The sequence below is a fragment of the Blastococcus sp. SYSU DS0619 genome, from assembly GCF_054051035.1.
In genome coordinates this window covers 256,281-279,782 of the sequence record NZ_JBJHAM010000004.1, presented here as the reverse complement: position 1 = coordinate 279,782, position 23,502 = coordinate 256,281, and the positions used below count along the sequence as shown (strand labels likewise).

The 23,502-nt window shown below is 73.3% G+C and carries 24 protein-coding genes; 13 read left to right on the top strand and 11 right to left on the bottom strand.

The window, feature by feature from the left end; translation table 11 throughout:
* Nucleotides 1–92: 92 nt before the first annotated feature.
* Nucleotides 93–2,339, top strand: coding sequence for a PhoX family protein (locus ACI79T_RS08370; protein ID WP_456609585.1), 2,247 nt, complete (start codon nt 93–95; stop codon nt 2,337–2,339).
* A gap of 94 nt (nt 2,340–2,433) precedes the next feature.
* Here ACI79T_RS08370 and ACI79T_RS08365 read toward each other — a convergent pair whose 3' ends face one another.
* The 5 genes from ACI79T_RS08365 to ACI79T_RS08345 form a co-directional block, all read right to left on the bottom strand.
* Nucleotides 2,434–2,724 (bottom strand): 4a-hydroxytetrahydrobiopterin dehydratase, encoded by a 291-nt coding sequence (locus ACI79T_RS08365; protein ID WP_456609584.1) that lies wholly within the window; start codon nt 2,722–2,724, stop codon nt 2,434–2,436.
* A 24-nt stretch (nt 2,725–2,748) separates the two neighbouring features.
* A complete protein-coding gene (locus ACI79T_RS08360; RefSeq protein ID WP_456609583.1) occupies nt 2,749–3,474 on the bottom strand; it encodes a phosphoadenylyl-sulfate reductase in 726 nt (241 codons plus the stop codon).
* Nucleotides 3,471–3,644, bottom strand: a complete 174-nt coding sequence (locus ACI79T_RS08355) for a hypothetical protein (RefSeq protein ID WP_456609582.1) — start codon at nt 3,642–3,644, stop codon at nt 3,471–3,473. The genes ACI79T_RS08360 and ACI79T_RS08355 overlap by 4 nt, the downstream gene beginning before the upstream one ends.
* Complete coding sequence (locus tag ACI79T_RS08350) at nt 3,641–5,314, bottom strand: nitrite/sulfite reductase (RefSeq protein WP_456609581.1); 1,674 nt, start codon at nt 5,312–5,314, stop codon at nt 3,641–3,643. Before ACI79T_RS08350 ends, ACI79T_RS08355 begins: the two co-directional genes overlap by 4 nt.
* Nucleotides 5,315–5,575: 261 nt before the next feature.
* Nucleotides 5,576–6,058 carry an RrF2 family transcriptional regulator gene (locus ACI79T_RS08345; RefSeq protein ID WP_456609580.1) on the bottom strand — a complete coding sequence of 161 codons (483 nt, stop codon included), beginning with the start codon at nt 6,056–6,058 and terminating at the stop codon, nt 5,576–5,578.
* A 27-nt stretch (nt 6,059–6,085) separates the two neighbouring features.
* Between ACI79T_RS08345 and ACI79T_RS08340 the strand changes: the two genes are divergently transcribed.
* Nucleotides 6,086–6,847, top strand: a complete 762-nt coding sequence (locus tag ACI79T_RS08340; RefSeq protein ID WP_456609579.1) for a (deoxy)nucleoside triphosphate pyrophosphohydrolase — start codon at nt 6,086–6,088, stop codon at nt 6,845–6,847.
* Between the two features lie 123 nt (nt 6,848–6,970).
* Here the strand turns inward: ACI79T_RS08340 and ACI79T_RS08335 are convergent, their stop codons facing one another.
* Complete coding sequence (locus ACI79T_RS08335; RefSeq protein ID WP_456609578.1) at nt 6,971–7,144, bottom strand: CsbD family protein; 174 nt, start codon at nt 7,142–7,144, stop codon at nt 6,971–6,973.
* Nucleotides 7,145–7,513: 369 nt separating this feature from the next.
* Between ACI79T_RS08335 and ACI79T_RS08330 the strand changes: the two genes are divergently transcribed.
* The 7 genes from ACI79T_RS08330 (at nt 7,514) to ACI79T_RS08300 (ending at nt 14,800) form a co-directional block, all read left to right on the top strand.
* Complete coding sequence (locus ACI79T_RS08330; RefSeq protein ID WP_456609577.1) at nt 7,514–9,169, top strand: peptide ABC transporter substrate-binding protein; 1,656 nt, start codon at nt 7,514–7,516, stop codon at nt 9,167–9,169.
* 148 nt (nt 9,170–9,317) lie between these two features.
* Nucleotides 9,318–10,241 (top strand): ABC transporter permease, encoded by a 924-nt coding sequence (locus ACI79T_RS08325; protein WP_456609576.1) that lies wholly within the window; start codon nt 9,318–9,320, stop codon nt 10,239–10,241.
* Nucleotides 10,234–11,178 (top strand): ABC transporter permease, encoded by a 945-nt coding sequence (locus ACI79T_RS08320; protein ID WP_456609575.1) that lies wholly within the window; start codon nt 10,234–10,236, stop codon nt 11,176–11,178. Before ACI79T_RS08325 ends, ACI79T_RS08320 begins: the two co-directional genes overlap by 8 nt.
* Entirely contained in the window at nt 11,175–12,227 is a 1,053-nt protein-coding gene (locus ACI79T_RS08315; RefSeq protein ID WP_456609574.1) for an ABC transporter ATP-binding protein, read from the top strand. Before ACI79T_RS08320 ends, ACI79T_RS08315 begins: the two co-directional genes overlap by 4 nt.
* Before the next feature lie 73 nt (nt 12,228–12,300).
* Complete coding sequence (locus ACI79T_RS08310) at nt 12,301–13,419, top strand: ABC transporter ATP-binding protein (protein ID WP_456609573.1); 1,119 nt, start codon at nt 12,301–12,303, stop codon at nt 13,417–13,419.
* 56 nt (nt 13,420–13,475) lie between these two features.
* Nucleotides 13,476–14,369 (top strand): N-acetyl-1-D-myo-inositol-2-amino-2-deoxy-alpha-D-glucopyranoside deacetylase, encoded by an 894-nt coding sequence (gene mshB / locus ACI79T_RS08305; RefSeq protein WP_456609572.1) that lies wholly within the window; start codon nt 13,476–13,478, stop codon nt 14,367–14,369.
* Nucleotides 14,366–14,800, top strand: a complete 435-nt coding sequence (locus ACI79T_RS08300) for a hypothetical protein (RefSeq protein ID WP_456609571.1) — start codon at nt 14,366–14,368, stop codon at nt 14,798–14,800. Before mshB ends, ACI79T_RS08300 begins: the two co-directional genes overlap by 4 nt.
* On the opposite strand, the gene ACI79T_RS08295 is transcribed toward ACI79T_RS08300, so the two are convergent.
* Together ACI79T_RS08295 and ACI79T_RS08290 are read right to left on the bottom strand one after the other, a co-directional pair.
* Nucleotides 14,748–15,515 (bottom strand): GNAT family N-acetyltransferase, encoded by a 768-nt coding sequence (locus ACI79T_RS08295; RefSeq protein WP_456609570.1) that lies wholly within the window; start codon nt 15,513–15,515, stop codon nt 14,748–14,750. The genes ACI79T_RS08300 and ACI79T_RS08295 overlap by 53 nt on opposite strands.
* Nucleotides 15,516–15,564: 49 nt before the next feature.
* On the bottom strand, nt 15,565–18,414 hold the full coding sequence (locus tag ACI79T_RS08290; RefSeq protein ID WP_456609569.1) for an EAL domain-containing protein: 2,850 nt from the start codon (nt 18,412–18,414) through the stop codon (nt 15,565–15,567).
* Between the two features lie 231 nt (nt 18,415–18,645).
* On the opposite strand from ACI79T_RS08290, the gene fdxA reads away from it, so the two are divergent.
* Both fdxA and dapC read left to right on the top strand, forming a co-directional pair.
* The gene (gene fdxA / locus ACI79T_RS08285) at nt 18,646–18,972 is read left to right on the top strand and encodes a ferredoxin (RefSeq protein WP_456609568.1); all 327 of its coding nucleotides are present in this window, start codon (nt 18,646–18,648) and stop codon (nt 18,970–18,972) included.
* The gene (dapC, locus tag ACI79T_RS08280; protein WP_456609631.1) at nt 18,969–20,090 is read left to right on the top strand and encodes a succinyldiaminopimelate transaminase; all 1,122 of its coding nucleotides are present in this window, start codon (nt 18,969–18,971) and stop codon (nt 20,088–20,090) included. The genes fdxA and dapC overlap by 4 nt, the downstream gene beginning before the upstream one ends.
* Before the next feature lie 4 nt (nt 20,091–20,094).
* Here the strand turns inward: dapC and ACI79T_RS08275 are convergent, their stop codons facing one another.
* Nucleotides 20,095–21,042: an AraC family transcriptional regulator gene (locus tag ACI79T_RS08275; protein WP_456609567.1), complete on the bottom strand. Its 948-nt coding sequence runs from the start codon at nt 21,040–21,042 to the stop codon at nt 20,095–20,097.
* A gap of 109 nt (nt 21,043–21,151) precedes the next feature.
* On the opposite strand from ACI79T_RS08275, the gene ACI79T_RS08270 reads away from it, so the two are divergent.
* Entirely contained in the window at nt 21,152–21,613 is a 462-nt protein-coding gene (locus ACI79T_RS08270) for an anthrone oxygenase family protein (RefSeq protein ID WP_456609566.1), read from the top strand.
* A 21-nt stretch (nt 21,614–21,634) separates the two neighbouring features.
* Here the strand turns inward: ACI79T_RS08270 and ACI79T_RS08265 are convergent, their stop codons facing one another.
* Nucleotides 21,635–22,195: a hypothetical protein gene (locus tag ACI79T_RS08265; RefSeq protein WP_456609565.1), complete on the bottom strand. Its 561-nt coding sequence runs from the start codon at nt 22,193–22,195 to the stop codon at nt 21,635–21,637.
* 53 nt (nt 22,196–22,248) lie between these two features.
* Entirely contained in the window at nt 22,249–22,944 is a 696-nt protein-coding gene (locus tag ACI79T_RS08260; RefSeq protein ID WP_456609564.1) for a hypothetical protein, read from the bottom strand.
* Between the two features lie 165 nt (nt 22,945–23,109).
* Here ACI79T_RS08260 and ACI79T_RS08255 point away from each other — a divergent pair, with 165 nt between their 5' ends.
* The gene (locus tag ACI79T_RS08255; protein ID WP_456609563.1) at nt 23,110–23,484 is read left to right on the top strand and encodes an alpha/beta fold hydrolase; all 375 of its coding nucleotides are present in this window, start codon (nt 23,110–23,112) and stop codon (nt 23,482–23,484) included.
* Nucleotides 23,485–23,502: the final 18 nt, after the last annotated feature.

The window sequence follows — 23,502 nt, the reverse complement described above, 5'->3', positions numbered from 1 at the left end:
CGGTCACCGCGCGTTAACCGACCGTCCACCGGCCGGTGGCGGTAGCGGGTTTGGGTGCCAAGGCCCCCACCTCCTCGCAACCAGAGGGACCGATGACCGAGATCTCCAAGCCGCGCGCCCGCACCCTCCTGCCGCTGCTGAACACCGTCCGGCACGGCAGCCGCAGCCACACGACGTGCTTCTACAAGTGCGGCAACGCCTGCGACAGCGCCGTCCCCAACCCGACGGACAACCCCACCTTCGCCGACGTCGTCCAGAGCGCCTTCAGCCGGCGCAGCATGCTCAAGGCGGCCGGCATCGGCGCGCTCGTCGTCGCCGCCGGACCGGCCCTCCCGGCCGCCGCCCAGCGCCGCACCGGTGGCGCCGACGGTGCCCTGACGTTCGAACCGGTCCAGCAGAACTTCCTCGACGAGCTCGTGGTCCCCGCCGGTTACGCCTCCAGCGTGGTCATGCGCTGGGGCGACCCGGTGCTGCCCGGTGCGCCGCCGTTCCGCATCGACCGGCAGACGCCCGAGGCCCAGGCCATGCAGTTCGGCTACAACTGCGACTTCATCGGGTGGCTGCCGCTCGACGACCGGAACGCCCTGCTGGTGGTCAACCACGAGTACACCGACGAGCAGCTGATGTTCGCCGGTGTCGCCGACGAGGAGGGCGCCGGCGACATCAGCGACGAGCAGAAGCGCATCGCGATGATGGCGCACGGCATCTCGGTGGTGAAGGTCCGGCGGGACGGTCCGGCCGGTCGGTGGCGAGCCACGCGCGAGCGTGACCGCAACCGCCGGATCACGACCGACACACCCTTCCGGCTGACCGGGCCCGCCGCCGGATCCGAGTACCTGAAGACCAGTGCCGACCCCGAGGGCAGGACCGTCCTGGGCACGCTGAACAACTGCGCCGGCGGTGTCACCCCGTGGGGGACGACGCTGCACGGCGAGGAGAACTTCAACCAGTACTTCGGGACGACGGCGCCGATCAGCGAGGCCACCCAGATGGCGGCGCTGCGCCGGTACGGCGTCAGCCCGGAGGACGTCCCGACCCGCAAGTGGCACACCGTCGACCCGCGCTTCGACCTCAGCCAGGAGCCCAACGAGGTCAACCGCTTCGGCTGGGTGGTCGAGGTCGACCCCTACGACCCGACCTCGACACCCAGGAAGCACACCGCCCTGGGGCGCTTCAAGCACGAGGGCGCGAACGTGCAGATCGCCGCGGACGGCCGGGTGGTCGCGTACTCGGGCGACGACGAGCGCTTCGACTACATCTACAAGTTCGTGTCGAAGAAGAAGTACCGGGCGGGCACCGACCCGGCGACGCGCCAGCACAACATGACCCTGCTGGAGGAGGGCGACCTCTACGTCGCCCAGTTCACCGGCGACTCGCCGGCTGCCGAGATCGACGGCAGCGGACGGTTGCCCTCCGACGGGGAGTTCGACGGCGTGGGCCGCTGGATCCCGCTGGTCAAGGACGGCCGGTCGATGATCCCTGGCAAGGACGTCGCCTGGGTTCTGGTGTTCACCCGCCAGGCCGCCGACCGGCTCGGCAAGCAGCTGGACGAGAACGGCGACTTCCCGGACCCGGAGAACGTCCAGGTCATCGACCCGTCGAAGGTGCCCACCAAGATGGACCGGCCGGAGGACATCCAGGTCAACCCGGTCAACGGGCGCGTCTACGCGGCGCTGACCAACAACTCCAACCGCACCGGTACGAACGGCCGGCCGGGGGCGGACGAGGCCAACCCGCTGACCCGCTCGTTCGCGTTCGTGCCCGCCGATGAAGAGGCCGGCACGCCGGCCGCCTTCGCGGAGCGGCCGGGCAACCGCAACGGGCACGTCATCGAGTGGGAGGAGCTGGGCTCGGCCACCGGCGACACGTTCAGCTGGCGGATTTTCCTCATCTGCGGCGACCCGGAGTTCCCCGGCACGTACTTCGCCGGGTACGACAAGTCGCAGGTGAGCGCCATCTCGTGCCCGGACAACCTGGAGTTCGACCCGGCCGGCAACCTCTGGATCTCCACGGACGGGAACGTGCTCTCCACGCGCAACCAGGAGGCCGGCACCATCGGCGGAACGAACGACGGGCTCTTCGCCGTTCCCACCCAGGGCCCGGAGCGGGGCCACCTCAAGGCGTTCCTGACCGTTCCCATCGGCGCCGAGTGCAGCGGCCCGATGATCCCGCCGGACGGCCGGGCGGTGTTCGTCTCCGTGCAGCACCCCGGTGAGACCACCGGCTCCACGGTCGAGAACCCGTCCAGCCGGTGGCCCGACATGCAGGCGTACCGGCCGTTCCCGCGGCCGAGCGTGGCTGTCGTGTACCGCCCCGACGAGGGTCGCGTCGGCAGCTGAGGATGGACCCTCTCCGTCCCGCCCCGCGTATGCCCGGGGTGGGACGGAGGGGCCGACCGGCCCCCGCACCGCACGGTGCGGGGGCCGGGGTGGTTCAGGGGAGGAGCGCGTCGATCCGCCTGGCCAGCTCCAGGTCCAGCTCGCTCACGCCGCCGGCGGAGTGGCTGACCAGGGTCAGGTGCAGGGTCCGCCAGCGCAGGTCGACGTCGGGGTGGTGGTCCATCTCCTCGGCCACGTCGGCGATGGCGACGATCGCGGCGACGGCGTCCCGGAAGCTGGGCAGCTCGACGGTGCGCCGCAGCCCGTCGGCGTCGCCGGACCACAGCGGCAGGCCGCCCAGCGCGGCGGAGACGTCGTCGGGGGAGAGGCGGGGAGGGCGCGGCATGCGCCGATCCTCGCGCTCAGCGGCTCAGGTGTGCAGGCCGCACTCGGTCTTGCCGCTCCCCGCCCAGCGGCCGGCGCGGGGGTCCTCGCCGGGAGCGACGGGGCGGGTGCACGGCGCGCAGCCGATCGAGCCGTAGCCGAGCTCGAACAGCGGGTTGACCGGGATCTGGTGCTCGGCGGTGTAGGCATCGACGACGTCCTGGGTCCAGGCTGCCATCGGGTTGACCTTCACCATGCCGCGCTTGGCGTCCCAGTCGACCAGCTTCGTCCCGGCCCGCGTGGGTGACTCGTCGCGCCGCACGCCCGAGCCCCAGGCCGCGAACCCGGCCAGGGCCTGGGCCAGCGGCTTGACCTTGCGCAGCTCGCAGCAGCGGTCCGGATCCCGGTCGTGCAGCTTCGGCCCGAAGGAGAGGTCCTGCTCCGCCACGGTCTGCGGCGGGGTGACGTTGTGCAGGGTGATCGGCAGGACGCTGCTGATCCAGTCGCGGGTCCCGATCGTCTCGGCGAAGTGGTAGCCGGTGTCGAGGAAGACCACGTTCACGCCGGGGATCACCCGGGAGGCCAGGTGCGACAGCAGCCCGTCGGCCATGGACGAGGTGATCGCGAACTGGTCGCCGAAGGTCTCCCCGGCCCAGCGCAGCACGGCGAGCGCCTGCTCGACCGGGTCGGCGATGCCCTCGAAGCGGGCGTCGGCGCCGGCCGCGAGCTCCGGCGTCGCCGAGAGGGTCCTGGCCGTTCCAGCAGCTGTCATTCCTGGACTCCCGTCCCGATCAGGCGGACGGAGAACGCGCGCAGGCAGGCGCCGCAGCGCCACCCCGTGGCCGACTCCCCGTCGTAGGGGGTCAGCTCCTCGTCCCCGCAGTACGGGCAGTGGAACACCGGCAGCTGCCGGGTCCTTCCCGCACCCGCTTCCTCGCTCACAGCAGCCAGTCCTCGTCCGCCCGCGAGACGTAGTGGGCGAAGGACTCGCCGGGCGTGCGGCGCTCGAGGAATCCGCGGAGCACGCGCTCGCAGTAGTCGGCGGTCTCCGCCTTGGTCACCTTGTGGCCGCGGAACTTGCGGCCGAAGGTGGCCTCCACGCCGAGGTGACCGCCGAGGTGCACCTGGAAGCCCTCGACCATCTCCCCGGCGTCGTCGCGGACCATCGAGCCCTTGAACCCGATGTCGGCGGTCTGGAAGCGGGCGCAGCTGTTCGGGCAGCCGTTCACGTTGATGCCGATCGGCACGTCGAAGTCGGGCAGCCGCCGCTCCAGCTCCGCGTAGAGGTCCTGCGCGTGCTGCTTGGTCTCGACGATCGCCAGCTTGCAGAACTCCAGCCCGGTGCACGCCATGGTGCCGCGGCGGAAGGCGCTGGGCCGCACCTGCAGGTCGTGCTCGGCCAGCGCCTCGACCAGCGCCTCGACCTTCTCGTCGGGGACGTCGAGGATGACCAGCTTCTGCTGCGTCGTCGTCCGGATGCGGCCCTGGCCGTACTCGTCGGCCAGGTTCGCGATCGTCGTGAGCAGGGAGCCGCTGATCCGGCCGGTGCGCAGCGCGAAGCCGACGGCGTTGTTGCCGTCCTTCTGCCGGCTGACGCCGACGTGGTCGCGCTGGTCGTGCTTGGCCGGCGCGGGGGCGGGGCCGTCCGGCAGGGCCTCGTGCAGGTACTCGTCCTGCAGCACCTGGCGGAACTTCTCCGGGCCCCAGTCGGCCATGAGGAACTTGATGCGGGCCCGGTTGCGCTGCCGCCGGTAGCCGTAGTCGCGGAAGACCGCGGTGCAGGCCGCCCAGACGTCGGTGACCTGCTCGGGCCGGACGAAGACGCCGATCCGCTGGGCGAACATCGGGTTGGTCGACAGGCCGCCGCCGACCCACAGGTCGTAGCCGGCCTCGCCCGCCTCGTTCACGACGCCGACGAAGGAGACGTCGTCGATCTCGGGCTCGGTGCAGTGGTCGACGCAGCCGGACATCGACGTCTTCCACTTGCGGGGCAGGTTGCTGAACTCCGGGCTGCCCACGTACTTCGCGACGGTCGCCGCGATGACGTCGGTGGCGTCGAGCACCTCGTCCTCGAGGATGCCGGCCAGCGGGCAGCCGAGCATCACGCGCGGCACGTCGCCGCAGGCCTCCATGGTGGAGAGGCCGACCGACTCCAGCCGCCGCCAGATCTCCGGGACGTCCTCGATGCGGATCCAGTGGTACTGCACGTTCTGCCGGTCGGTCACGTCGGCGACGTCCCGGCCGAACTCGGTGCTGATGCCGCCGAGGACCCGCAGGGCGTCGCTGGTCAGCTGCCCGCCGTCGATGCGGGCCCGCATCATGAAGTAGGAATCCTCGAGCTCCTCGGGCTCGAGCACGGCGGTCTTGCCGCCGGGGATGCCCTGGGCGCGCTGGGTGTAGAGGCCCATCCAGCGCATCCGGCCGCGCAGGTCGCCGGGGTCGATGCCGTCGAAGCCGGTCTTCGAGTAGATGTCCAGGATCCGCTGACGCACCTCGAGGCCGTCGGAGTCCTTCTTCATCCGCTCGTTCGGGTTCAGCGGTTCGCGGTAGCCCAGCGCCCACTGACCCTGACCGCGCTGCGGCCGGTTGCTGGTACGGGTGGGGGTGCTCACGTGGCGTACTTCTTCCTGCGCTCGCCGTCCGCGCGGCAGCCGGGCCGGGGACGGGGCGCTGCTGGATCGGGACGCAGCAGGGGAGCTGCGCGGGGGACCTGGGTCAGCGCGCGGCGCGACAGGCGGCGCTGGAGACCAGCGCCAGATCGATGTGCAGACGCGCGACGAGCAGGCTGCCGCGGTCGGTCATGCCGCCGATCCTCCCATATCCCGGCCGATCCGGTGTGTGAACCAGCCGACGGCGCCGATCGCGGTGACCGGTCAGTCCGGGTCCGGCCCGCTGAACGAGCGCCAGGCGGTGTCGATGGCGACGAGCTCGGCCGCGTGCGGGGGGAGTTCCCCGGCGACGACGTCGGCCACGGTGACGCCCTCGAGCACCTGGCGGTAGGCCTCGCGGGCGGCGACCCACACGCCGGCCAGCCCGGCGGCGGCACCGGGGTAGGCGACGTCCTCGGGGCGCTGGCCGTGCACCTCGGCCAGGAAGCCCTGCTCCACGCGCATCACGCGGGCGATGGAGATCTCCGAGGCCGGCAGCGCCAGCCGGTAGCCGCCGTCCCGGCCGCGCTGGCTGGTGACGAGCCGGGCGTGCTGCAGATCGGCGAGGATCGCCTGCAGGAAGCGGTTGGGGATGTGCTGGGCGGTCGCGATGCGGTCGCAGGTCAGTGCCTCGGGCGCAGCCGCGGCGAGCTCCACGACGGCTCGGACGGCGTAGTCGACCCGGGCATTGATGCGCACGGAGCCCATAGTGCCGTCATCTGGGAGAGTGCCCGGGTGTTCCAGCTGCGTTTCACCACGTTGGTGGAGGCGCCGCTGACCGTGGCGTTCGACGTCGCCCGCGCTGTCGGCCGGCCGTGGCCGGTGCCGCTGGAGGAGGTCGTCTCCGTGCGCCCGGAGCGGGACGTGTACGCGGCAGGCCCCGGCACCGGGCTGCGGTGGCTCACCCACTCCCGCACGTTCTCGGCCACCGGCGCCGGCACGCTCGTCGACGAGCAGGTCGACTGGGAGACCGGGCTGCCCGGCGCCCTCGGCGGCGTCGTCGACCAGGTGCTGCTCCGCCGACGGGTCGTGCGGGCGATGCAGTCGCACCTCGACGGCTACGCCGCCGCGGCGGCCCTGCGGGCGCGCGAGGTGGTCCAGGTGGTCGGCGCCGCCCTCGTCGAGGGCGACCGCGTGCTGGTCGCCCAGCGCTCCGGCGGGCGTTTCGACGGCTGCTGGGAGTTCCCGGGCGGCAAGGTGGAGCCGGGGGAGCCGGAGCTGGCCGCGCTGGTGCGCGAGTGCGCAGAGGAGCTGGGCGTCGCCGTCGCGCCGCAGTCGTTCCTGGGCGAGGTGCCGCTGGACGGCGTCGTCGCCGGTGGCGCTCCGGGCGCCTCGACGATGCGGGTCTGGTGGGCGCGCATCACCGCCGGCCGGCCGGTGGCGCACGAGCACGCCGAGCTGCGGTGGGTCGGCGCGGGTGAGCTGGACGCGCTGGACTGGATCCCCGCCGACCGCCCCCTCCTCCCGGCCGTCCGCGCCCTCCTCGCCCGCCTCTGACCACTCGCCCGCCTTTGACCACTCTCCCGGCGGGCGCGACGAAGGGCGCCGCTCCGGGATGGGAGCGGCGCCCTGGACCGTGTTCTCACGCGCACCCCGTCGTGGGGGTGCGGGGAGGGGCGGCTACTTCTTGAAGACGTCCTTGACCTTCTCGCCGGCCTGCTTCAGGTTGCCCGACGCCTGGTCGGCCTGACCCTCGGCCTGCAGGTCCTTGTCGCCGGTCGCCTCGCCCACGGACTCCTTGCTCTTGCCCGACAGCTCCTCGGCCTTGTTCTTCATCTTGTCCATGCCGCTCATCGCGGTACCTCCGGTGCTCGTCGGTGCAGTGGGAACTCCGGTACCCCCGCTGCGGGCCCGCGACACCCAGCCCCGGTGACCCGCTGGAAGGCCTCCGGTGAACCCGGCGTAGCAACCGGAGGACCGCCCGCGCTACCCGTCGCGAGGCGTGGAAGTTACGGTGACGAAGCGGATCGTGAGCCCAGGTCACAACTCGATGACGTCCGTGGACACCCCCTTCGAGGCGTGCCTAGGGTCCACCCGTCACTGCTGGGAAGTCATCTCCCGGTCGTGTTCGGTTCGTGACCAGTCAGTCGTCCATTCGCCCTCGGGCCCGTGGTTCGACCTGTCCGTTCCCCCCGCTGGTGCGGGTCGAGGGAGGCATTGCACGTGAAGTTGAGCAAGCGCAGGACTGCGCTCGTGGCCGGCGGCGCCGCCGCCGCGATGCTGCTGTCCGCCTGTGGTGGCAGTGACGAGAACGGCGGCGGCGAGGGCGGTACCTCCGCCGAGGGCGGCTCGTTCAGCGTCTACGTCGGTGAGCCGGAGAACGCCCTGGTCCCCGGCAACACGACGGAGAGCGAGGGCCACCAGGTCATCTCCGCGCTGTGGACGGGTCTGATCGAGTACGCCGCCGACGGCGAGGTCGAGTACACCGGTGTCGCGGAGTCCATCGAGTCCGAGGACAACACCACCTGGACCGTCGAGCTCAAGGACGGCTGGACCTTCCACGACGGGACCCCGGTCACCGCGCAGTCGTTCGTCGACGCGTGGAACTACACCGCCTACAGCCCGAACGCCCAGGGCGCGTCCTACTTCTTCTCGAACATCCTCGGGTACGACGACCTGCAGGCCCCCACCGACGACGAGGGCAACGTCACCGGTGACCCCGCCGCCGAGGAGATGAGCGGCCTCCGGGTCATCGACGAGAACACCTTCGAGGTGGAGCTCGCCACGCCGTTCGCCCAGTTCCCGGTGACCGTCGGCTACAACGCCTTCTGGCCGCTGCCCGAGGCCTTCTTCGAGGACCCCGAGGGCTTCGGCGCCATGCCGATCGGCAACGGCCCGTACCAGGCCGACGAGGAGTTCGTCCCCGGTCAGGGCTTCACCGTCACGCGGTACGAGGACTACGCCGGCGAGGACCCGGGCAACGCCGAGTCGGTGGACTTCACGGTGTACGCCGACCTGAACACCGGCTACAACGACCTGCAGGCCGGGAACCTCGACGTCCTGCCGGACCTGCCGCCGGACGCCATCGCCTCGGCCGAGGACGTGCTCGGCGACCGGTACCTGGAGGCCCCGTCGTCCGGGTTCACCTACCTGGGCTACCCGACCTACGACGAGCGCTTCTCCGACCCGCTCGTGCGCCGGGCGCTGTCGATGGGCATCGACCGGCAGGCGATCTCCGACGCCATCTTCGCCGGTAGCCGGGAGCCCGCCGACGCCTACGTCGCGCCGGTGGTCGACGGGTACCGCGAGGGTGTCTGCGAGTACTGCGAGCTGAACGTCGACGAGGCGAACGCGCTGCTCGACGAGGCCGGTTTCGACCGCAGCCAGCCGATCGAGCTGTGGTTCAACGCGGGCGCCGGTCACGACGCCTGGGTGCAGGCCGTCGGCAACCAGCTGCGCGAGAACCTCGGCATCGACTACGTCCTCCGGGGCGAGCTCGACTTCGCCGAGTACCTGCCGCTGCTGGACGAGCAGGGTGTGACCGGTCCGTTCCGCCTCGGCTGGAGCATGGACTACCCCAGCCCGCAGAACTACCTCGAGCCGCTGTACTCGACGGCGGCCCTGCCGCCGGCGGGTTCGAACGCCACGTTCTACTCGAACCCGGAGTTCGACGCGCTGATCCAGCAGGGCAACAGCGCCGAGAGCAACGACGAGGCGATCGACTACTACAACCAGGCGGAGGACATCCTCCTCCAGGACATGCCGATCATCCCGATGTTCTTCGACCTGGAGCAGGCCGCTCACTCGGAGAACGTCAGCGACGTGGTGATTGACGTCTTCGGTGACATCGACGTCGCCAACGTGAGCGTCAACGGCTGACCCAGCCGCACACCGCAGGCCGCCGCCGGGGGTACCCGTCCGATCCGGACAGGTGCCCCCGGCGGTCGGCCGCTCGGGCTCGTCCCGCATCATGGACGACGCGTCCGCGCCCGCGACCCGGGGTGACGCGTCCTGACCGAGGAGCGACATGGGCCGCTACATCGCGCGCCGCCTTCTACTCACGATCCCCGTCCTGATCGGGGCCTCGTTCCTGATCTTCGCGATGGTCTACGCGCTCCCGGGCGACCCGATCCGGGCCCTGGGCGGCGACCGGCCGCTCGCCCCCGCCGTGGTGGCCCAGCTGACCGACGAGTTCAACCTCAACGACCCGCTCTGGCTGCAGTACATCAAGTACGTCGGCGACCTCCTGCAGGGCGACTTCGGCACCGACTTCCGCGGGCGTGAGGTGCTGGACACGATCACCCAGCGGCTGCCGGTCACGGCGAAGCTGGCGCTGGTCGCCATCGCGTTCGAGGTCGTCATCGGCATCGTCGCCGGTGTCATGGCCGGCATCCGCAAGAACGGCTTCTTCGACAACGTCGTGCTGGTGAGCACCACGCTCATCGTCTCCATCCCGATCCTGGTGCTGGCGTTCGTCGCGCAGTACACCTTCGGGCTGCAGCTCGGCCTGTTCCCGATCGCCGGCGTCAACGACGGCTGGTACAGCTACCTGCTGCCGGGCCTGGTCCTGGCCGCCGGGTCGCTGGCCTACGTGGCCCGCCTCACCCGCACCAGCATCGCGGAGAACATGCGGGCCGACTACGTGCGCACCGCACGCGCCAAGGGCCTGCCGCGCCGGGACGTCATCGTCCGGCACACGCTGCGCAACAGCCTCATCCCGGTCGTCACCTACATCGGCGCCGACATCGGCACGCTGATGGGCGGCGCGATCGTCACCGAGACCGTGTTCAACCTGCCGGGCATCGGCCGGGCGGTCTTCGACGCCGTGCGGGCCCAGGAGGGCGCCGTCGTCGTCGGCATCGTGACGCTCCTGGTGTTCGTCTTCATCTTCTTCAACCTGGTCGTCGACGTGCTGTACGCCGTGCTCGACCCGAGGATCCGCTATGAGTGACTCGAAGTTGACGACCGTGGGCCACGACGAGGTCGGGGCCGGCACCGTGACCGATGCCGCCCCCGGTCAGCCGGACGAGGCCCGCCAGAACAGCCTGTGGAGCGACGCCTGGCGCCAGCTCAAGCGCAACGTCCTCTTCTGGATCGGCGCCGTGCTGGGCCTGCTGTTCGTCGGCATGGCGCTCCTCCCGACGGTGTTCTCCCGCGGTGTCGACCCACGGTCGTGCAACCTGTCCAACTCCAACGCCAAGCCGTCGGCGGAGCACTGGTTCGGCTTCGACCAGCAGGGCTGCGACTACCTGGCCAACGTGGTCTACGGCGCGCGGAACTCGCTGATCATCGGCCTGCTGGCGGTCGTCGTGATCCTGGTCCTCGGCGTCCTGGTCGGCGCCATCTCCGGCTTCTACGGCGGGGTCACCGACAGCATCCTGTCCAGGATCGCCGACATCTTCTACGCGCTGCCGCTGATCCTGGGTGCGCTGGTGGTCCTGCGCAGCGGCATCCTCGGTCGCGGTGTGTTCGCGGTGGCGCTGGCGCTGGCGTTGTTCGGCTGGATGACCGCCATGCGGCTGGTCCGCTCGCAGGTCATCGCGGTCAAGAGCTCGGACTACGTCGCCGCGGCGAGGGCCATGGGCGCCTCCGACTCCCGGATCCTCATGCGGCACATCCTGCCCAACGCCGTCGCCCCGGTGCTCGTGTACGCGACGATCACCATCGGCATCCTCATCGCCGCCGAGGCGACGCTGACCTACCTCGGGGTGGGCCTGCAGCCGCCGGCGATCTCCTGGGGACTGCAGATCAACACCGGGCAGAGCCTGCTGCGGACCGCTCCGCACGCCGTCCTCTTCCCGAGCCTCATCCTCACCCTGACGGTGATGGCATTCGTCCTCATGGGTGACGCCCTGCGCGACGCCCTCGACCCGAAGCAGCGTTCATGAGCACCGCGTCCACGTCAGTCCCGTCCGGCCCCGTGCAGGGCCGGTCCGGCCCGATCCTCCAGGTCGAGGACCTGCGGGTGGAGTTCCGCACCGAGTCCGGGGTGGTGAACGCCGTCAACGGCGTGAGCTACACCGTCTCGGAGGGGGAGACCGTCGCCATCCTCGGCGAGTCGGGTTCCGGGAAGTCCGTCTCGGCCCAGGCGATCATGGGGATCCTCGACATGCCGCCGGCGGAGATCACCAGCGGGCAGATCGTGTTCGAGGGGCGCGACCTGCTGACGCTGCCGGCCGAGGAGCAGCGGAAGGTCCGCGGTCCGGGGATCTCGATGATCTTCCAGGACGCGCTGTCGTCGCTGAACCCCGTCTACAGCGTGGGTTTCCAGATCGGGGAGATGTTCCGGGCGCACCGCGGCATGTCCCGCAAGGACGCCAAGAAGCAGGCCGTCGAGCTGATGGACCGGGTGCGCATCCCGGCCGCCGCGCAGCGCGTCAACGACTACCCGCACCAGTTCTCGGGCGGCATGCGGCAGCGGGTGATGATCGCCATGGCGATCGCCCTCGACCCCCGCATCCTCATCGCCGACGAGCCGACGACGGCCCTCGACGTCACGGTCCAGGCCCAGGTCATGGACCTGCTCAAGGACCTGCAGCGGGACACCGGCATGGGCCTGGTCCTGATCACGCACGACCTTGGCGTGGTCAACGAGGTGGCCGACAACGTGGCCGTCATGTACGCCGGTCGCATCGTCGAGCGCGGCACCGTCGACGACGTCTTCGGCAACCCGGCCCATCCCTACACCGACGGGCTGATGCGCTCGATCCCGCAGGTCGAGGTCAAGGGCGGCCGGCTGCAGCCGATCGGCGGACAGCCGCCGAACCTGGCCGCCATCCCGTCGGGCTGCCCCTTCCACCCGCGCTGCTCGAAGCGCCGTACCGGTGCGCAGGCGGCGACCGGCCGGGACTGCGACACCGACGTCCCGCCGCTGCGGCTGGTCGTCCCCGGCCGCGAGGCGGCCTGCCACTACAGCGAGGAGGTCCTCAATGCCTGACGACAGCTCCGGGAGCATCGCAGCGAGGAACGAGCGAGGAGCGGACCGGGGCGCGGAGTCGGGCCGGACGACGATGCCTGACGACAGCTTCGGCAGCTCCGGGAGCAGCGCAGCAGGCCGGGCCGCGGAGGCGGACCGGAGGACCGCGTCCGACGCCGCCGACGCGGCGACCCGCCCGGTGCACACGCCCGGCGAGGTGCTGCTGGAGGTCAAGGACCTCAAGAAGCACTTCCCGCTCACCCAGGGGATCGTCCTCAAGCGCACGGTCGGCCACGTCCGGGCCGTCGACGGCGTGAACCTGCGGCTGCGCCGTGGGGAGACCGTGGGCCTGGTCGGCGAGTCCGGCTGCGGCAAGTCGACGGTCACCAAGATGCTGGTGGCCCTCGAGAAGCCGACCGACGGGCAGATCCTCTACAAGGGCGAGGACGTCACCAAGATGAGGGGCGGCGCGCTGAAGCAGTACCGGCGCGAGGTCCAGATCATCTTCCAGGACCCCTACGCCTCGCTGAACCCGCGGATGACCGTGGGCGACATCGTGGCCGAGGGCTGGTCGGTGCACGCCGACGTCGCGCCCAAGAAGGGCCGGCTGCAGCGCACCCAGGAGCTGATGGAGCGGGTCGGGCTGAACCCCGACTTCGTGAACCGGTACCCGCACCAGTTCTCCGGTGGGCAGCGGCAGCGCATCGGCATCGCCCGGGCCCTCGCCCTGCAGCCCGAGGTCATCGTCTGCGACGAGCCGGTGAGCGCCCTGGACGTCTCGGTCCAGGCGCAGGTCGTCAACCTGCTCGAGGACCTGCAGAACGACTTCGGGCTCTCCTACCTGTTCATCGCCCACGACCTGTCAGTGGTGCGCCACATCTCCGACCGGGTCGCGGTGATGTACCTCGGCAGCATCGTGGAGGAGGGCACCGAGGCCGAGGTCTACGGCTCGCCCACCCACCCCTACACCCAGGCGCTGCTCTCCTCCGTGCCGGTGCACGAGCCGCACCTGCGCGGGCTCAAGGAGCGGGTCCCGCTCGAGGGCGACGTCCCGAGCCCGGCGAACCCGCCGTCCGGGTGCCGATTCCGCACCCGCTGCTGGAAGGCGCAGGACATCTGCGCCACCGAGGCGCCGGCGCTGGTCGACCGCGGGCAGGGGCACCCGTCGGCGTGCCACTTCGCCGAGGCGCGGCAGGTCGTCCCGACGGAGTGACCCGTGCCGGGCGGTGCCCTTCCGGGCCCGCCCGGCACGAGGAGCAGAATGCCGGAGTGATCCCCAACCGGCGCCTGCTCCTGGTCCACGCGCACCCGGACGACGAGACGATCAACAACGGGGCCACCATGGCCCGCTACGTCGCCGAGGGCGCCGGCGTCACCCTCCTCACCTGCACGCTGGGCGAGGAGGGCGAGATCCTGGTGCCGGAGCTGGCCCAGCTGGCGGCCGACCAGGCCGACCAGCTCGGGGGTTACCGCATCTGGGAGCTGCGCGCCGCGATGGCCGCTCTCGGCGTCGAGGACATCCGGTTCCTCGGCGGGCCGGGGCGCTACCGCGACTCCGGGATGATGGGCACGCCGGCCAACGACCACCCGCGGGCCTTCTGGAACGCCGACCTGGACGAGGCGATCGCGCACGCCGTCGCCGTCGTCCGCGAGGTGCGCCCGCAGGTCGTCGTCACCTACGACGAGTTCGGCGGCTACGGCCACCCGGACCACATCCAGGCGCACCGCGTGGCCATGGCCGCGGTCGAGGCCGCGGCCGATCCGGACTACCGGGCCGACCTCGGGGAGCCGTGGGAGGTGGCGAAGGTCTACTGGAACGCCATGCCGCGCTCGGTGGTCCGCGAGGGCATCGAGGCGATGGCGGCGCTGGGGGAGGCCTCGCCGTTCGAGGGGCTGGGCAACCTCGACGACGTGCCCTTCGTGGTCCCCGACGAGGTGGTCACCTGCGCCGTCGACGGGCGGGCCCACGCCGGGCGCAAGGACGCCGCCATGCGCGCCCACCCGACGCAGATCACCGTCGACGGCCCGTTCTTCGCGCTGTCCAACAACCTCGGCCAGGAGGTCCTCGGCGTCGAGTACTACCGGCAGGTGGCCGGCGAGCGCGGCCCCGTGAGCGGACCGCACGACCGGGAGGACGACCTGTTCGCCGGGCTGCCGGGGTGAGCCGCGGGCGGTGGGCGCCGGTGGCCTGGGGGGTGTGCGCGGTCCTCGTCTCCGCCTGGCTGGCGCTCGTCGAGATCTTCTGGCTGCCGCTGCGGCTCGGGGGCGTGCTCGTGCCGGTGTCGGTGGCCGCCGCGGTGGTGGGCAACGTGCTGCTCGTCCGGGCCGCGTTCCGGCTCAGCGGGTCGAGGGCGGTCGCCGCGCTCCCCGCCGTCACCTGGCTGGTGGTCGTGATCGGTGCGATGGTGCGCCGCCCGGAGGGTGACCTGCTGCTGGGCGCCGGCGGTGCGCTCGGCGGGCTCACCCTGGCGTTCCTGCTGCTCGGTGTGCTGGCCGGGGCCCTCGCGGCCGGGCGGGCTCTGGGGGCGCCGCCCCGCGCGGTCACGCCGGCGGTGCCGGGGCCCAGCGGTAGGCGTACCGGTGGTGCTCGCTGAACCCCAGCCGCGCGTAGAGGGCCAGCGCCGGGCCGTTGGACTCCGTGACCTGCAGCAGGCAGGAGTGGCCGCCGCGGGCCCGGGCGTCGGCGGCGAGCGCCGCCATCACGGCCGTCGCCAGGCCCCGCCGCCGGTACTCCTCGTCGACGGTCACGGCGCTGATCACCAGCCAGCCGTCGCACAGCACGCCGCGGGCGACGGCGGCCGGTGGCGCCGGGTCCGGGGCGAGGCGGACGGTGGCGAACCGCGGCTGGTCGGCGTTGCGCAGGACGGCGACCGCGGACGCCCGCAGGGCGGCGCCGCCGGAGCGGTAGCCGGACAGCCAGGCCGCGTCGGGTGCCTCCGCGAGCTCGACCGGGACATCGGCCCCGGGCCACGGGCCGGCCGGGGCGGTGAGGACCAGCGTGTCCTCGTCCCGGGTCCACCCGGCCGCGGCGAAGGCCGCGTCGGCGTCCGCCGCGCCGGACGAGGGGACGGCGGCGCACGGCCGCAGGCCGCGGTCGGCGTACCAGGAGGTCACCTCCGCGACGGCGGCGGGCAGCCCGGCGGGCGGATCGCCGACGACGAGGACCGAGTTGGCGCGACCGGTGAAGCCACCGCCGGCACGCAGCAGCCAGTCGCCGTAGGGCTCCTCCTCCAGTCCCCGCCAGGTGCGTGCGGCCAGCCGCTCCAGGTCGGCGACGGGCACGGAGGGGACGGCGGAGGACGTGAGCACATCGCTGATCCTCGTGCCCGGTCCCGGCCGGGGCGGCGGCGCCCCCGGGTCAGTGGCGGGGGCGGGTGGTGGAGTTCCACGCCGCCGGCGTCGGGCGGGCCTCGAGCCAGCCCTGCACACGCTCGGCCGGCATGGGCCGGGAGATGTGGTACCCCTGCGCCACGTCGCAGCCCCACTCGCGCAGCGCGGCCAGGGAGTCGGCGTCCTCGACACCCTCCACGACCATGCTCATGCCCAGGTCCCGGCTCAGCTGCAGGGTGCTGCGCACGATGGCGGCCGCCCGGGTGTCGCTGGTCAGGTGGGTGACGAAGCTGCGGTCGAGCTTCAGCTCGTCGACCGGCAGCGCCCGCAGGTAGGACAGCGAGGAGTAGCCGGTGCCGTAGTCGTCGACCGACAGCCGCACGCCCAGCCGGCGCAGCCCGGCCATCACCTGCTGGCTGCGGGCGGCGTCGGCCATGAGGACGTCCTCGGTGATCTCCAGGACGAGCGCCTCGGCGGGCACGGCGAATGCGTCCAGGAGCATCGCCACCTGCCCGGGGAGGGCGACGTCCTGGAGGTTGGACACCGAGAGGTTCACCGCGACCGACAGGTCGTGACCCTGGGCCCGCCACGACCGGAGGTCGCGGAGGGCGCGCTCCAGCACGCGCAGCGCCAGGCGGCGCATCAGGCCGGCCTGCTCGGCGAGCGGCAGGAAGACGTCGGGGTACAGCAGCCCGCGGTCGGGGTGGTTCCAGCGGACCAGCGCCTCGAGGCCGACCACGGCGCCGGTGCGCAGGTCCAGCTGGGGCTGGTAGTGGTTGTCCAGCTCCTCGCCGTCCAGGGCCGACCGCAGCTGCTCGAGGGTCTCCAGCCGGTCGCGGGTGGCCGGGGTGCCGTCGGGCGCCCACACCTCGTACCCCAGGCGGCCGCGCTTGGCGGCGTACATGGCGGTGTCGGCGCGGGCCAGGAGCAGCGACCGGTCGCGGCCGTGGTCGGGGCACAACGCGATGCCGATGCTGGCGTCGATGTGCAGGGACATGCCGTCCAGCACGAAGGCGTCGCGCAGCTCGGCGCCGATGTGCTCGGCCACCTCCCGGGCGCGGCCGTCGTCGGCGTCAGGCAGCAGGACGGCGAACTCGTCACCGCCCATGCGGGCGAGCAGGTCCTCCGGGCCGAGGGCGCGCCGGAGCCGGGGGCCGACCAGGCAGAGCAGGTCGTCGCCGACGCTGTGCCCGAAGCTGTCGTTGATCTCCTTAAACCGGTCGAGGTCGATCATGACCAGCGCGCACCGGCGGTCGGGGTCGCCGTAGACCGTGTGCTCGACCTGCTCGATGAACCGGCGACGGTTGGCCAACCCGGTGAGGGGGTCGTGGTGGGCCTCGCTGGCCAGCTGCGCCAGGCGCCGCTGCTCGGCGGCGCGCAGCTCGGCGTTCTCCACGACGAGCGCGCCCTCGAGGGCCACCTGGCGGACGGCGTCTCGGACGGCCGGGCTCCAGGTGCGCCCCGACCCGACCGATCCGGTGACAACCAGTCCGAGGAGCCGGTCGCCGGACATGAGCGGCACGCTGATGTAGGAACCCAGCTCCAGGGCCCGGACCAGCTGAGGGTCCAGCAGCTCGCCGGCGGCGGCGTCCTCGACGAAGACCGGGGTCTTCTGCTCGGAGGCGAGCCGCCAGAGGGCCACGTCGGCCGCCGGCCGGCCGACCAGGCGGGTCTGGATCACCTGCTTGTGCGACTCGGGCCAGTCCACATGCCGGACCTCGCCGATGCGGTCGTCGTCGTCGACCAGGTAGGCGGCGCTGCGGTCGGTGCCCGCGAGGCACTGGACCGCGCGGGCCAGGACCTCCGCGGCCTCGGCGGCCCCGGTGACCCCCGAGCCGTCCACGAGCAGCTGCCGCACCACCCGGGCGGTCGCGAGGGAGGCCGCGCGGGCCTGGCTCGTGCGGGCCTGCTCGATCACCCCGCCGAGGTGCGCCCCGGCAGCGGCGGCCAGCCGGCGGACGTCCTCGGAGAACGGCCGCACGTGGGTGCTGTCGAGGATGAGGACGCCGGCCAGCTCCGGGGCGCGGCCCAGCGGGACCGCCAGCGCGGAGGCGATGTGGAAGGAGTCCACCCACCAGCCGGAGATGAGGCCGGAGCTGCGGTCGGCGGTCGTGGCCTCGCCGGTGCGCAGCACCGTCTCGGCCAGCTCGAGGGCCACGGGGGCGTTGCGGAACTGCTGCCAGGTCGCGAGGTCGCGGCGGCCGTCGGCGTAGGCGGCCATCCGGGGGACGAGCCGGCCGTCCTCGAGCAGGAAGATGCAGGCGCGCTCCACCTCGCCGAGCTCGGCGAGCTGACGGCAGGCCGAGCCGAGCAGGTGGTCCATGGACTGGGCCTGCGCGGCGGACTCGATCAGCCCCAGCAGCACGGCGGCCTGGTCCAGCCGGCGCTGCTCGGACCGGCGGGTCCACGTCTCGGCCAGCGCCGCGGCCAGCTTGGGGGCCACCTGGCGCAGCAGGTGCGGTGCGGCAGCGGCCGCGGGTTCCACGGTCAGGACGCCGACGACCTCGCCGTCCAGCAGCAGCGGCTCGCCGTGGGCCGAGCGGATGCCGACCTCGGCCAGCTGGCGGTCGGCCGCGCGGCGCCCGTCGGCCGAGGCGACGACGGCCTGGCGGCCGGTGATGACGGCGGAGAGGAAGGGGGCGTCGGAGACGAACGCGGGGGTGCGCAGCGCCGGGTGCTGCGGCAGCGGGTCGCCGGAGGGGCGGACGGCCTGCCGGAAGGGGACGACCAGCTCGGTGGTGGCCTCGTGCACCCACACCGACACGCGGGTCGCCCCGGAGGACGAGCGCAGCCGGGACAGCAGGTGCACCAGCGCCGCCTGGGCATCGAAGGGCGACGCCGGCGACAGGCGCCGCGGCGTGACCTCGGGGAGCGGCATCTGGGACACATCGTCGACATCGGCGCCTGCCCGGCCGCCTTGAGCAGGGGCTCCCGCCCCCACCCCGATGGGGGGAGCTCGGCCGGTGCCCGCGGTTCCGCGGCCCCGCGCGGGGCAGGCGGCGGGTGGCCCGTCGAACGCCGCCGGGCCGGGGAGGTGATACTAGGTGCGCATCTGGTGCTCCGGCCGCGGCCGGCGGCGCCGCCGGATCGTCCCCGGGAGGGAAACCCCGTGACCTACGTCATCACCCAGGCCTGCGTCGACGTTCTCGACAAGGCGTGCATCGACGAGTGTCCGGTGGACTGCATCTACGAGGGCGACCGGATGCTCTACATCCACCCCGACGAGTGCGTCGACTGCGGGGCGTGCGAGCCGGTGTGCCCGGTCGAGGCCATCTACTACGAGGACGACGTCCCGGACAAGTGGAAGGACTTCTACAACGCCAACGTGGAGTTCTTCTCCGACCTGGGCAGCCCGGGTGGTGCCGCGAAGACCGGCAAGGTCGGCAAGGACCACCCGCTGGTGGCCGCCCTGCCGCCGCAGGGCGAAGAGCACTGACGGCTCCGTCCGCAGGGCCGGCCCGTGCCCTGCCGGACTTCCCCTGGGATTCCCTGGCCGGGGCGCGGGCACGGGCCGCCGAGCACCCGGACGGGGTGGTCGACCTGTCGATCGGCACCCCGGTCGACGACACCCCCGAGGTGCTCCGCGAGGCACTGGCCGGGGCCGCTGACGCCCCGGGGTACCCGACGGCGCTGGGCACCGCTGCGCTGCGCACCGCCGCGGCGGGCTGGCTCCGGCGGCGCCTGGGTGTCGGGGTCCCCGATCCGCTGGGGGCCGTGCCGCCGCTGATCCCGACGGTCGGCTCGAAGGAGCTGGTCGCGCTGCTGCCGACGTTGCTCGGCCTGCAGGGCACCGCGAGCACGGTGCTGGTGCCCGAGGTCGCCTACCCGACCTACGAGGTGGGGGCGGTCCTGGCCGGCCTGGACGTGCGGCGCAGCGACACCCCGCCGGCCGACGCGGGCAGCATCTCCCTGGTCTGGCTGAACTCGCCGGGCAATCCGCACGGGCGGGTGCTCACCGTGGAGCAGCTGCGCGGCTGGGTGACGTGGGGCCGTACCCACGGCGTGCCCGTGGTCGCGGACGAGTGCTACATCACCCTGGGCTGGGACGTGGCCCCGCGGTCGATCCTGCATCCCGACGTGGCGGGGGAGGACCACACCGGCCTGCTGGCCGTGCACTCGCTGTCCAAGCAGTCGACGGCGGCCGGCTACCGGGGCGGGTTGCTCTCCGGCGACCCCGAGCTGGTCCGCCGGGTCTGGGAGGTGCGCCGGCACCTCGGCCTGCTGGTGCCGGGGCCGGTCCAGGCCGCCATGGCCGCGGCGTTCGACGACGACGCGCACGTCGAGGCGCAGCGCGAGCGCTACCGCGGCCGACGGGAGCGGCTGGCGGCCGCCGTGCGCGCCGCCGGGATGCGGATCGACCACTCCGAGGCCGGGCTGTACCTGTGGGCCACCCGCGACGAGGACTGCTGGGTGACCATCGACCGGCTCGCCGCCCTCGGGGTCGTGGCCGCCCCGGGTAGCTTCTACGGCCCGGCCGGCGCCCGCCACGTCCGGCTGGCCCTGACCGCCACCGACGAGCGGATCGACGCCGCGGTGCAGCGACTCACCGCCTGACCGGTCAGCGCCGCGCCGCCTGACGGGCGGGGTGCTCGGCCGGGCTCGCTCCCGTCACCCGCTTCACCGCGGCGCTGAGCGCGAACGGTGTCGCGTACCCGACCCGCCGCGCGATGGCGGCCAGGGTCAGGTCGGGGTCGCGGAGCAGGTCGGTGGCGAGCGCGATCCGCCAGCCGGTGAGGTAGGTCAGCGGCGGCTCGCCGACCAGCGCGGTGAAGCGGCGGGCCAGCGTCGCGCGGGCGACCCCTACTGCCGCGGCCAGCGACGCGACCGTCCAGGGATGGGCGGGCTGCGCGTGCAGCAGCGTCAGCGCGGGGCCTACGACCGGATCGGCGTGCGCGGAGTACCAGGCCGGGGGGCGGGCGTCGGGCCGGTCGAACCAGGCGCGCAGCGCCGACACCAGGGTGACGTCCAGCAGGCGGTCCAGCACGGCGCTCTGGCCCGGCGCCTCGCGGGCGAGCTCCGCGGCCAGCAGCCCAGCCAGCGCCCGGGTGCTCTCGTCGCCGGGGACGACGGCGAGCTCGGGCAGTGCACGCACCAGCCGGGACCCGACCTCGCCGGGGGCCGGGTACGTGCCGGTGAGCAGCACCGTCTCGCCCCGCGCGTCATTGCCCCAGGTGCGCAGGCCGAGTGCCGTCATCCCGGTCGCCGTCCCGGCGGGGGACGGCGGGCTGCACACCTGTCCCGGGCCGACGACGACCTGCGGCGGCGTCGCCGGGTCGTCGGCCACGGTGTAGGGCCGCGGGCCGCGCAGGAGGGCGACGTCCCCGGGTCCCAGCTGCGTCGCCGCGCCGTCGGCAGCGAGCACCCAGGCCGAGCCGCGCAGGACGGTCATCGTGGTGAGCGGCGCCTCGTCGGCGATGCGCATGGCCCACGGTGCGCGCAGCACCGAGCGGAGCACGAAGGCGCCCTGCGCGCGGGGGCCGGCGAGCAGCCCGGAGACGGCGTCCATGCCAGGACCGTAGACGCTCGCGCATGCGATCGGGGGCTGGGGCGATGGACCGTCTCACGGTACTGCCGCTGTACTCACCGCATGACGACGATCGGGCGGGGCTGAACCGGTGGCCGGGGTGCTGGTCGCCGCGGCGGCGCTCGGTTCGGGGCTGGTGGGCGGGGCGTTCGCCGTCTTCAGCCTGATGGTGATGCCGGCGCTGGCCGCGCTGCCTGCGGCGGCGGGCGCCGCGGCGATGCAGTCGGTGAACCGGACGGCGATCCGCCCCGCGTTCCTCGCCCTGCTCTTCGGCACCGGGGTGCTGTGCCTGGCGGCCGCGGTGATCGAGCTGGGGGGCGCCCGGCGGCCGGAGGTGCTGGCGGCAGCCCCGCTCTACCTGGTCGGGGTGCTCGGGGTGACGGTGGCGGCCAACGTCCCGCTCAACGACGAGCTGGCGCGCCTGCACCCCGGCTCCACCGCGACCGCGGACCGCTGGCCCGGCTGGGTGCGCCGGTGGACCGGGTGGAACACGGTGCGGACCCTGGCGGCCGCGACAGCGGCGGTGCTCCTGATCGCCGCACCGGCCGCGTGACGGCCGGCGCCGGCGCTCCGCTCAGCTGGGCTCGCGGTACCGGATCACCGTGCCGGCGCCCACCCGGCGCGCGGCGGTGAGGCTGAGCGTGGCGCGGCGGAAGATCTCGGTGGCCGGGCGGCCGGCGTCGACCGCGGCGATGCCCGCGGCCGCCGACAACCCGGGGATCCCCTCGGCGAGGACGGCCGAGACCAGCCGGCCGGCGGCGACCTCGGCGGCCGTCCCCGGTCCGGCGATCACGAGGCCGAACTCGGCCGGCCCGGAGGCGGACACCCAGTCGTCGCCGCGGATGGAGCGGGCCAGGAGCGAGGTGATCCGGGCCAGGGTGCTCGGCGGGGTGGGCCAGCCGTCGTCGCGGCGCAGGAGCCCGAGGACGACCAGGCTCGTCGGCCGCTCGGCGGCTCCCGGCAGCTCCTCTGCGAGCCGGTCGAGCAGGGCCTCGCGGGAGGGCAGCAGCGCCGTGACGTCGGCGACCGGGGGCGCAGCGGCTCCGGTGGGAGCCGCGGTGGTCGGGACGTGGGGCGCGATCGTCATGGCCAGCATGTCGGTGCCGGTCGACCGGTCGTTGAGCGCTGCACCCACGGCCTCCCTCCGCAGAGGGAACGAGAACGGCCGGAATGTGACGACGGTCGCCATCAGGAGCAGTCGAGCGTGCCCTCGGCCAGGGCCGCGGACAGCTGCTGCGCCATGCCCTCCCACTGCTGGTAGAGATCGGGAAAACCGCTGCGCTGCACGGCCTGGGCGCTGTCGGTGAGCCGGCCGGCCTCCCACCCGGGGACGGTCACGAGCCCGTCGTAGAACTTGTTGGCGGCGTAGACCGGGTCGCGCACCTGCTCCGGGGTGCCCCACCCCTGGGACGGGCGCTGCTGGAACAGGCCCAGGGAGTCCCGGTCGCCGTAGTCGAGGTTCCGCAGCCGGGACTCCTGCTGCGCGGTGGCGAGGGCGATGACGACGGCGCGGTCGGGCAGGCCGCGCTCCCTGCCGACCCGCGCGATCGTCGCGGCGTGCCCGGCCTGCTCGGCGGTGACGGTGACCGAGCCGTCGGGGACGGTGCAGGTGCCGGCCGCGGGGAACGTCGGGTACTTCTCGCTGCCCCACGCGACGCCGGCGAGCACGGCGGCGGCCACCAGCAGCGCCGGCCACCAGCGGACGATCGAGGGGAGGTCGCGCGCCTTCCGCCGTCGCCGACCGGTCCGGCGCGTGGACGCCCGGCGGGCCGGGCGCCGCGAGGACGTCCGGCGGGCGCTCCCGTGCCGGGCGGTGGGCCGGGGCCGGGTGGACGTGCGCGCCCGCGGGGCGACGGCGTGCGCCGTGGTGCGGGGGCTGGTCATCGCCTGCCGACTGTAGGTGCCGGACCTGACCGTTCCCTGGACGCGGCCACCGTCCGGGCTGCGCGGGGCGCGCGGCCTGGTCGGCCCGACCTCGCGGCGAGCCCGCGCAGGGCTGTTCCCGCCCGGCCCGCGCCGATAGCGTGTGCCCGCCGTCGAGGAGGAGCCATGGACGTCCTGCTGCCCGGGATCACCACCACGCGGGTGGCCACCCCGCGGCTGACCCAAAACCTCGTGCACCCGGCCGCCGTCGAGCCGGCGGGGCTCGGCGCCGCCGACGGCGAGGTCGTGCTCTTCGTGCACGGCAACGTCAGCTCCGCGCTCTTCTGGCAGCAGCCGATGCTGGCACTGGTGGACCAGGCGCGCGTGCGGCCGGTCGCGGTGGACCTGCGCGGTTACGGCGACACCGATCCGCTGCCCGTGGACGCGCGCCGGGGCGTGCGCGACTGGGCCGACGACGTCGCGGCGCTGGTGGAGACCCTCGGCGTCGAGCGGGTGCACCTGGTCGGCTGGAGCATGGGCGCGGGCGTCGTACTGCAGTAACTGCTGGACGCGCCTGCG

Coding starts and splice junctions, on each gene's coding strand:
- ACI79T_RS08370 (WP_456609585.1), top strand. CDS start 93: ATGACCGAGATCTCCAAGCCGCGCGCCCGCACCCTCCTGCCGCTGCTG.
- ACI79T_RS08365 (WP_456609584.1), bottom strand. CDS start 2,724: ATGCCGCGCCCTCCCCGCCTCTCCCCCGACGACGTCTCCGCCGCGCTG.
- ACI79T_RS08360 (WP_456609583.1), bottom strand. CDS start 3,474: ATGACAGCTGCTGGAACGGCCAGGACCCTCTCGGCGACGCCGGAGCTC.
- ACI79T_RS08345 (WP_456609580.1), bottom strand. CDS start 6,058: ATGGGCTCCGTGCGCATCAATGCCCGGGTCGACTACGCCGTCCGAGCC.
- ACI79T_RS08335 (WP_456609578.1), bottom strand. CDS start 7,144: ATGAGCGGCATGGACAAGATGAAGAACAAGGCCGAGGAGCTGTCGGGC.
- ACI79T_RS08325 (WP_456609576.1), top strand. CDS start 9,318: ATGGGCCGCTACATCGCGCGCCGCCTTCTACTCACGATCCCCGTCCTG.
- ACI79T_RS08320 (WP_456609575.1), top strand. CDS start 10,234: ATGAGTGACTCGAAGTTGACGACCGTGGGCCACGACGAGGTCGGGGCC.
- ACI79T_RS08315 (WP_456609574.1), top strand. CDS start 11,175: ATGAGCACCGCGTCCACGTCAGTCCCGTCCGGCCCCGTGCAGGGCCGG.
- ACI79T_RS08310 (WP_456609573.1), top strand. CDS start 12,301: ATGCCTGACGACAGCTTCGGCAGCTCCGGGAGCAGCGCAGCAGGCCGG.
- ACI79T_RS08290 (WP_456609569.1), bottom strand. CDS start 18,414: ATGCCGCTCCCCGAGGTCACGCCGCGGCGCCTGTCGCCGGCGTCGCCC.
- ACI79T_RS08275 (WP_456609567.1), bottom strand. CDS start 21,042: ATGGACGCCGTCTCCGGGCTGCTCGCCGGCCCCCGCGCGCAGGGCGCC.
- ACI79T_RS08260 (WP_456609564.1), bottom strand. CDS start 22,944: ATGACCAGCCCCCGCACCACGGCGCACGCCGTCGCCCCGCGGGCGCGC.
- ACI79T_RS08255 (WP_456609563.1), top strand. CDS start 23,110: ATGGACGTCCTGCTGCCCGGGATCACCACCACGCGGGTGGCCACCCCG.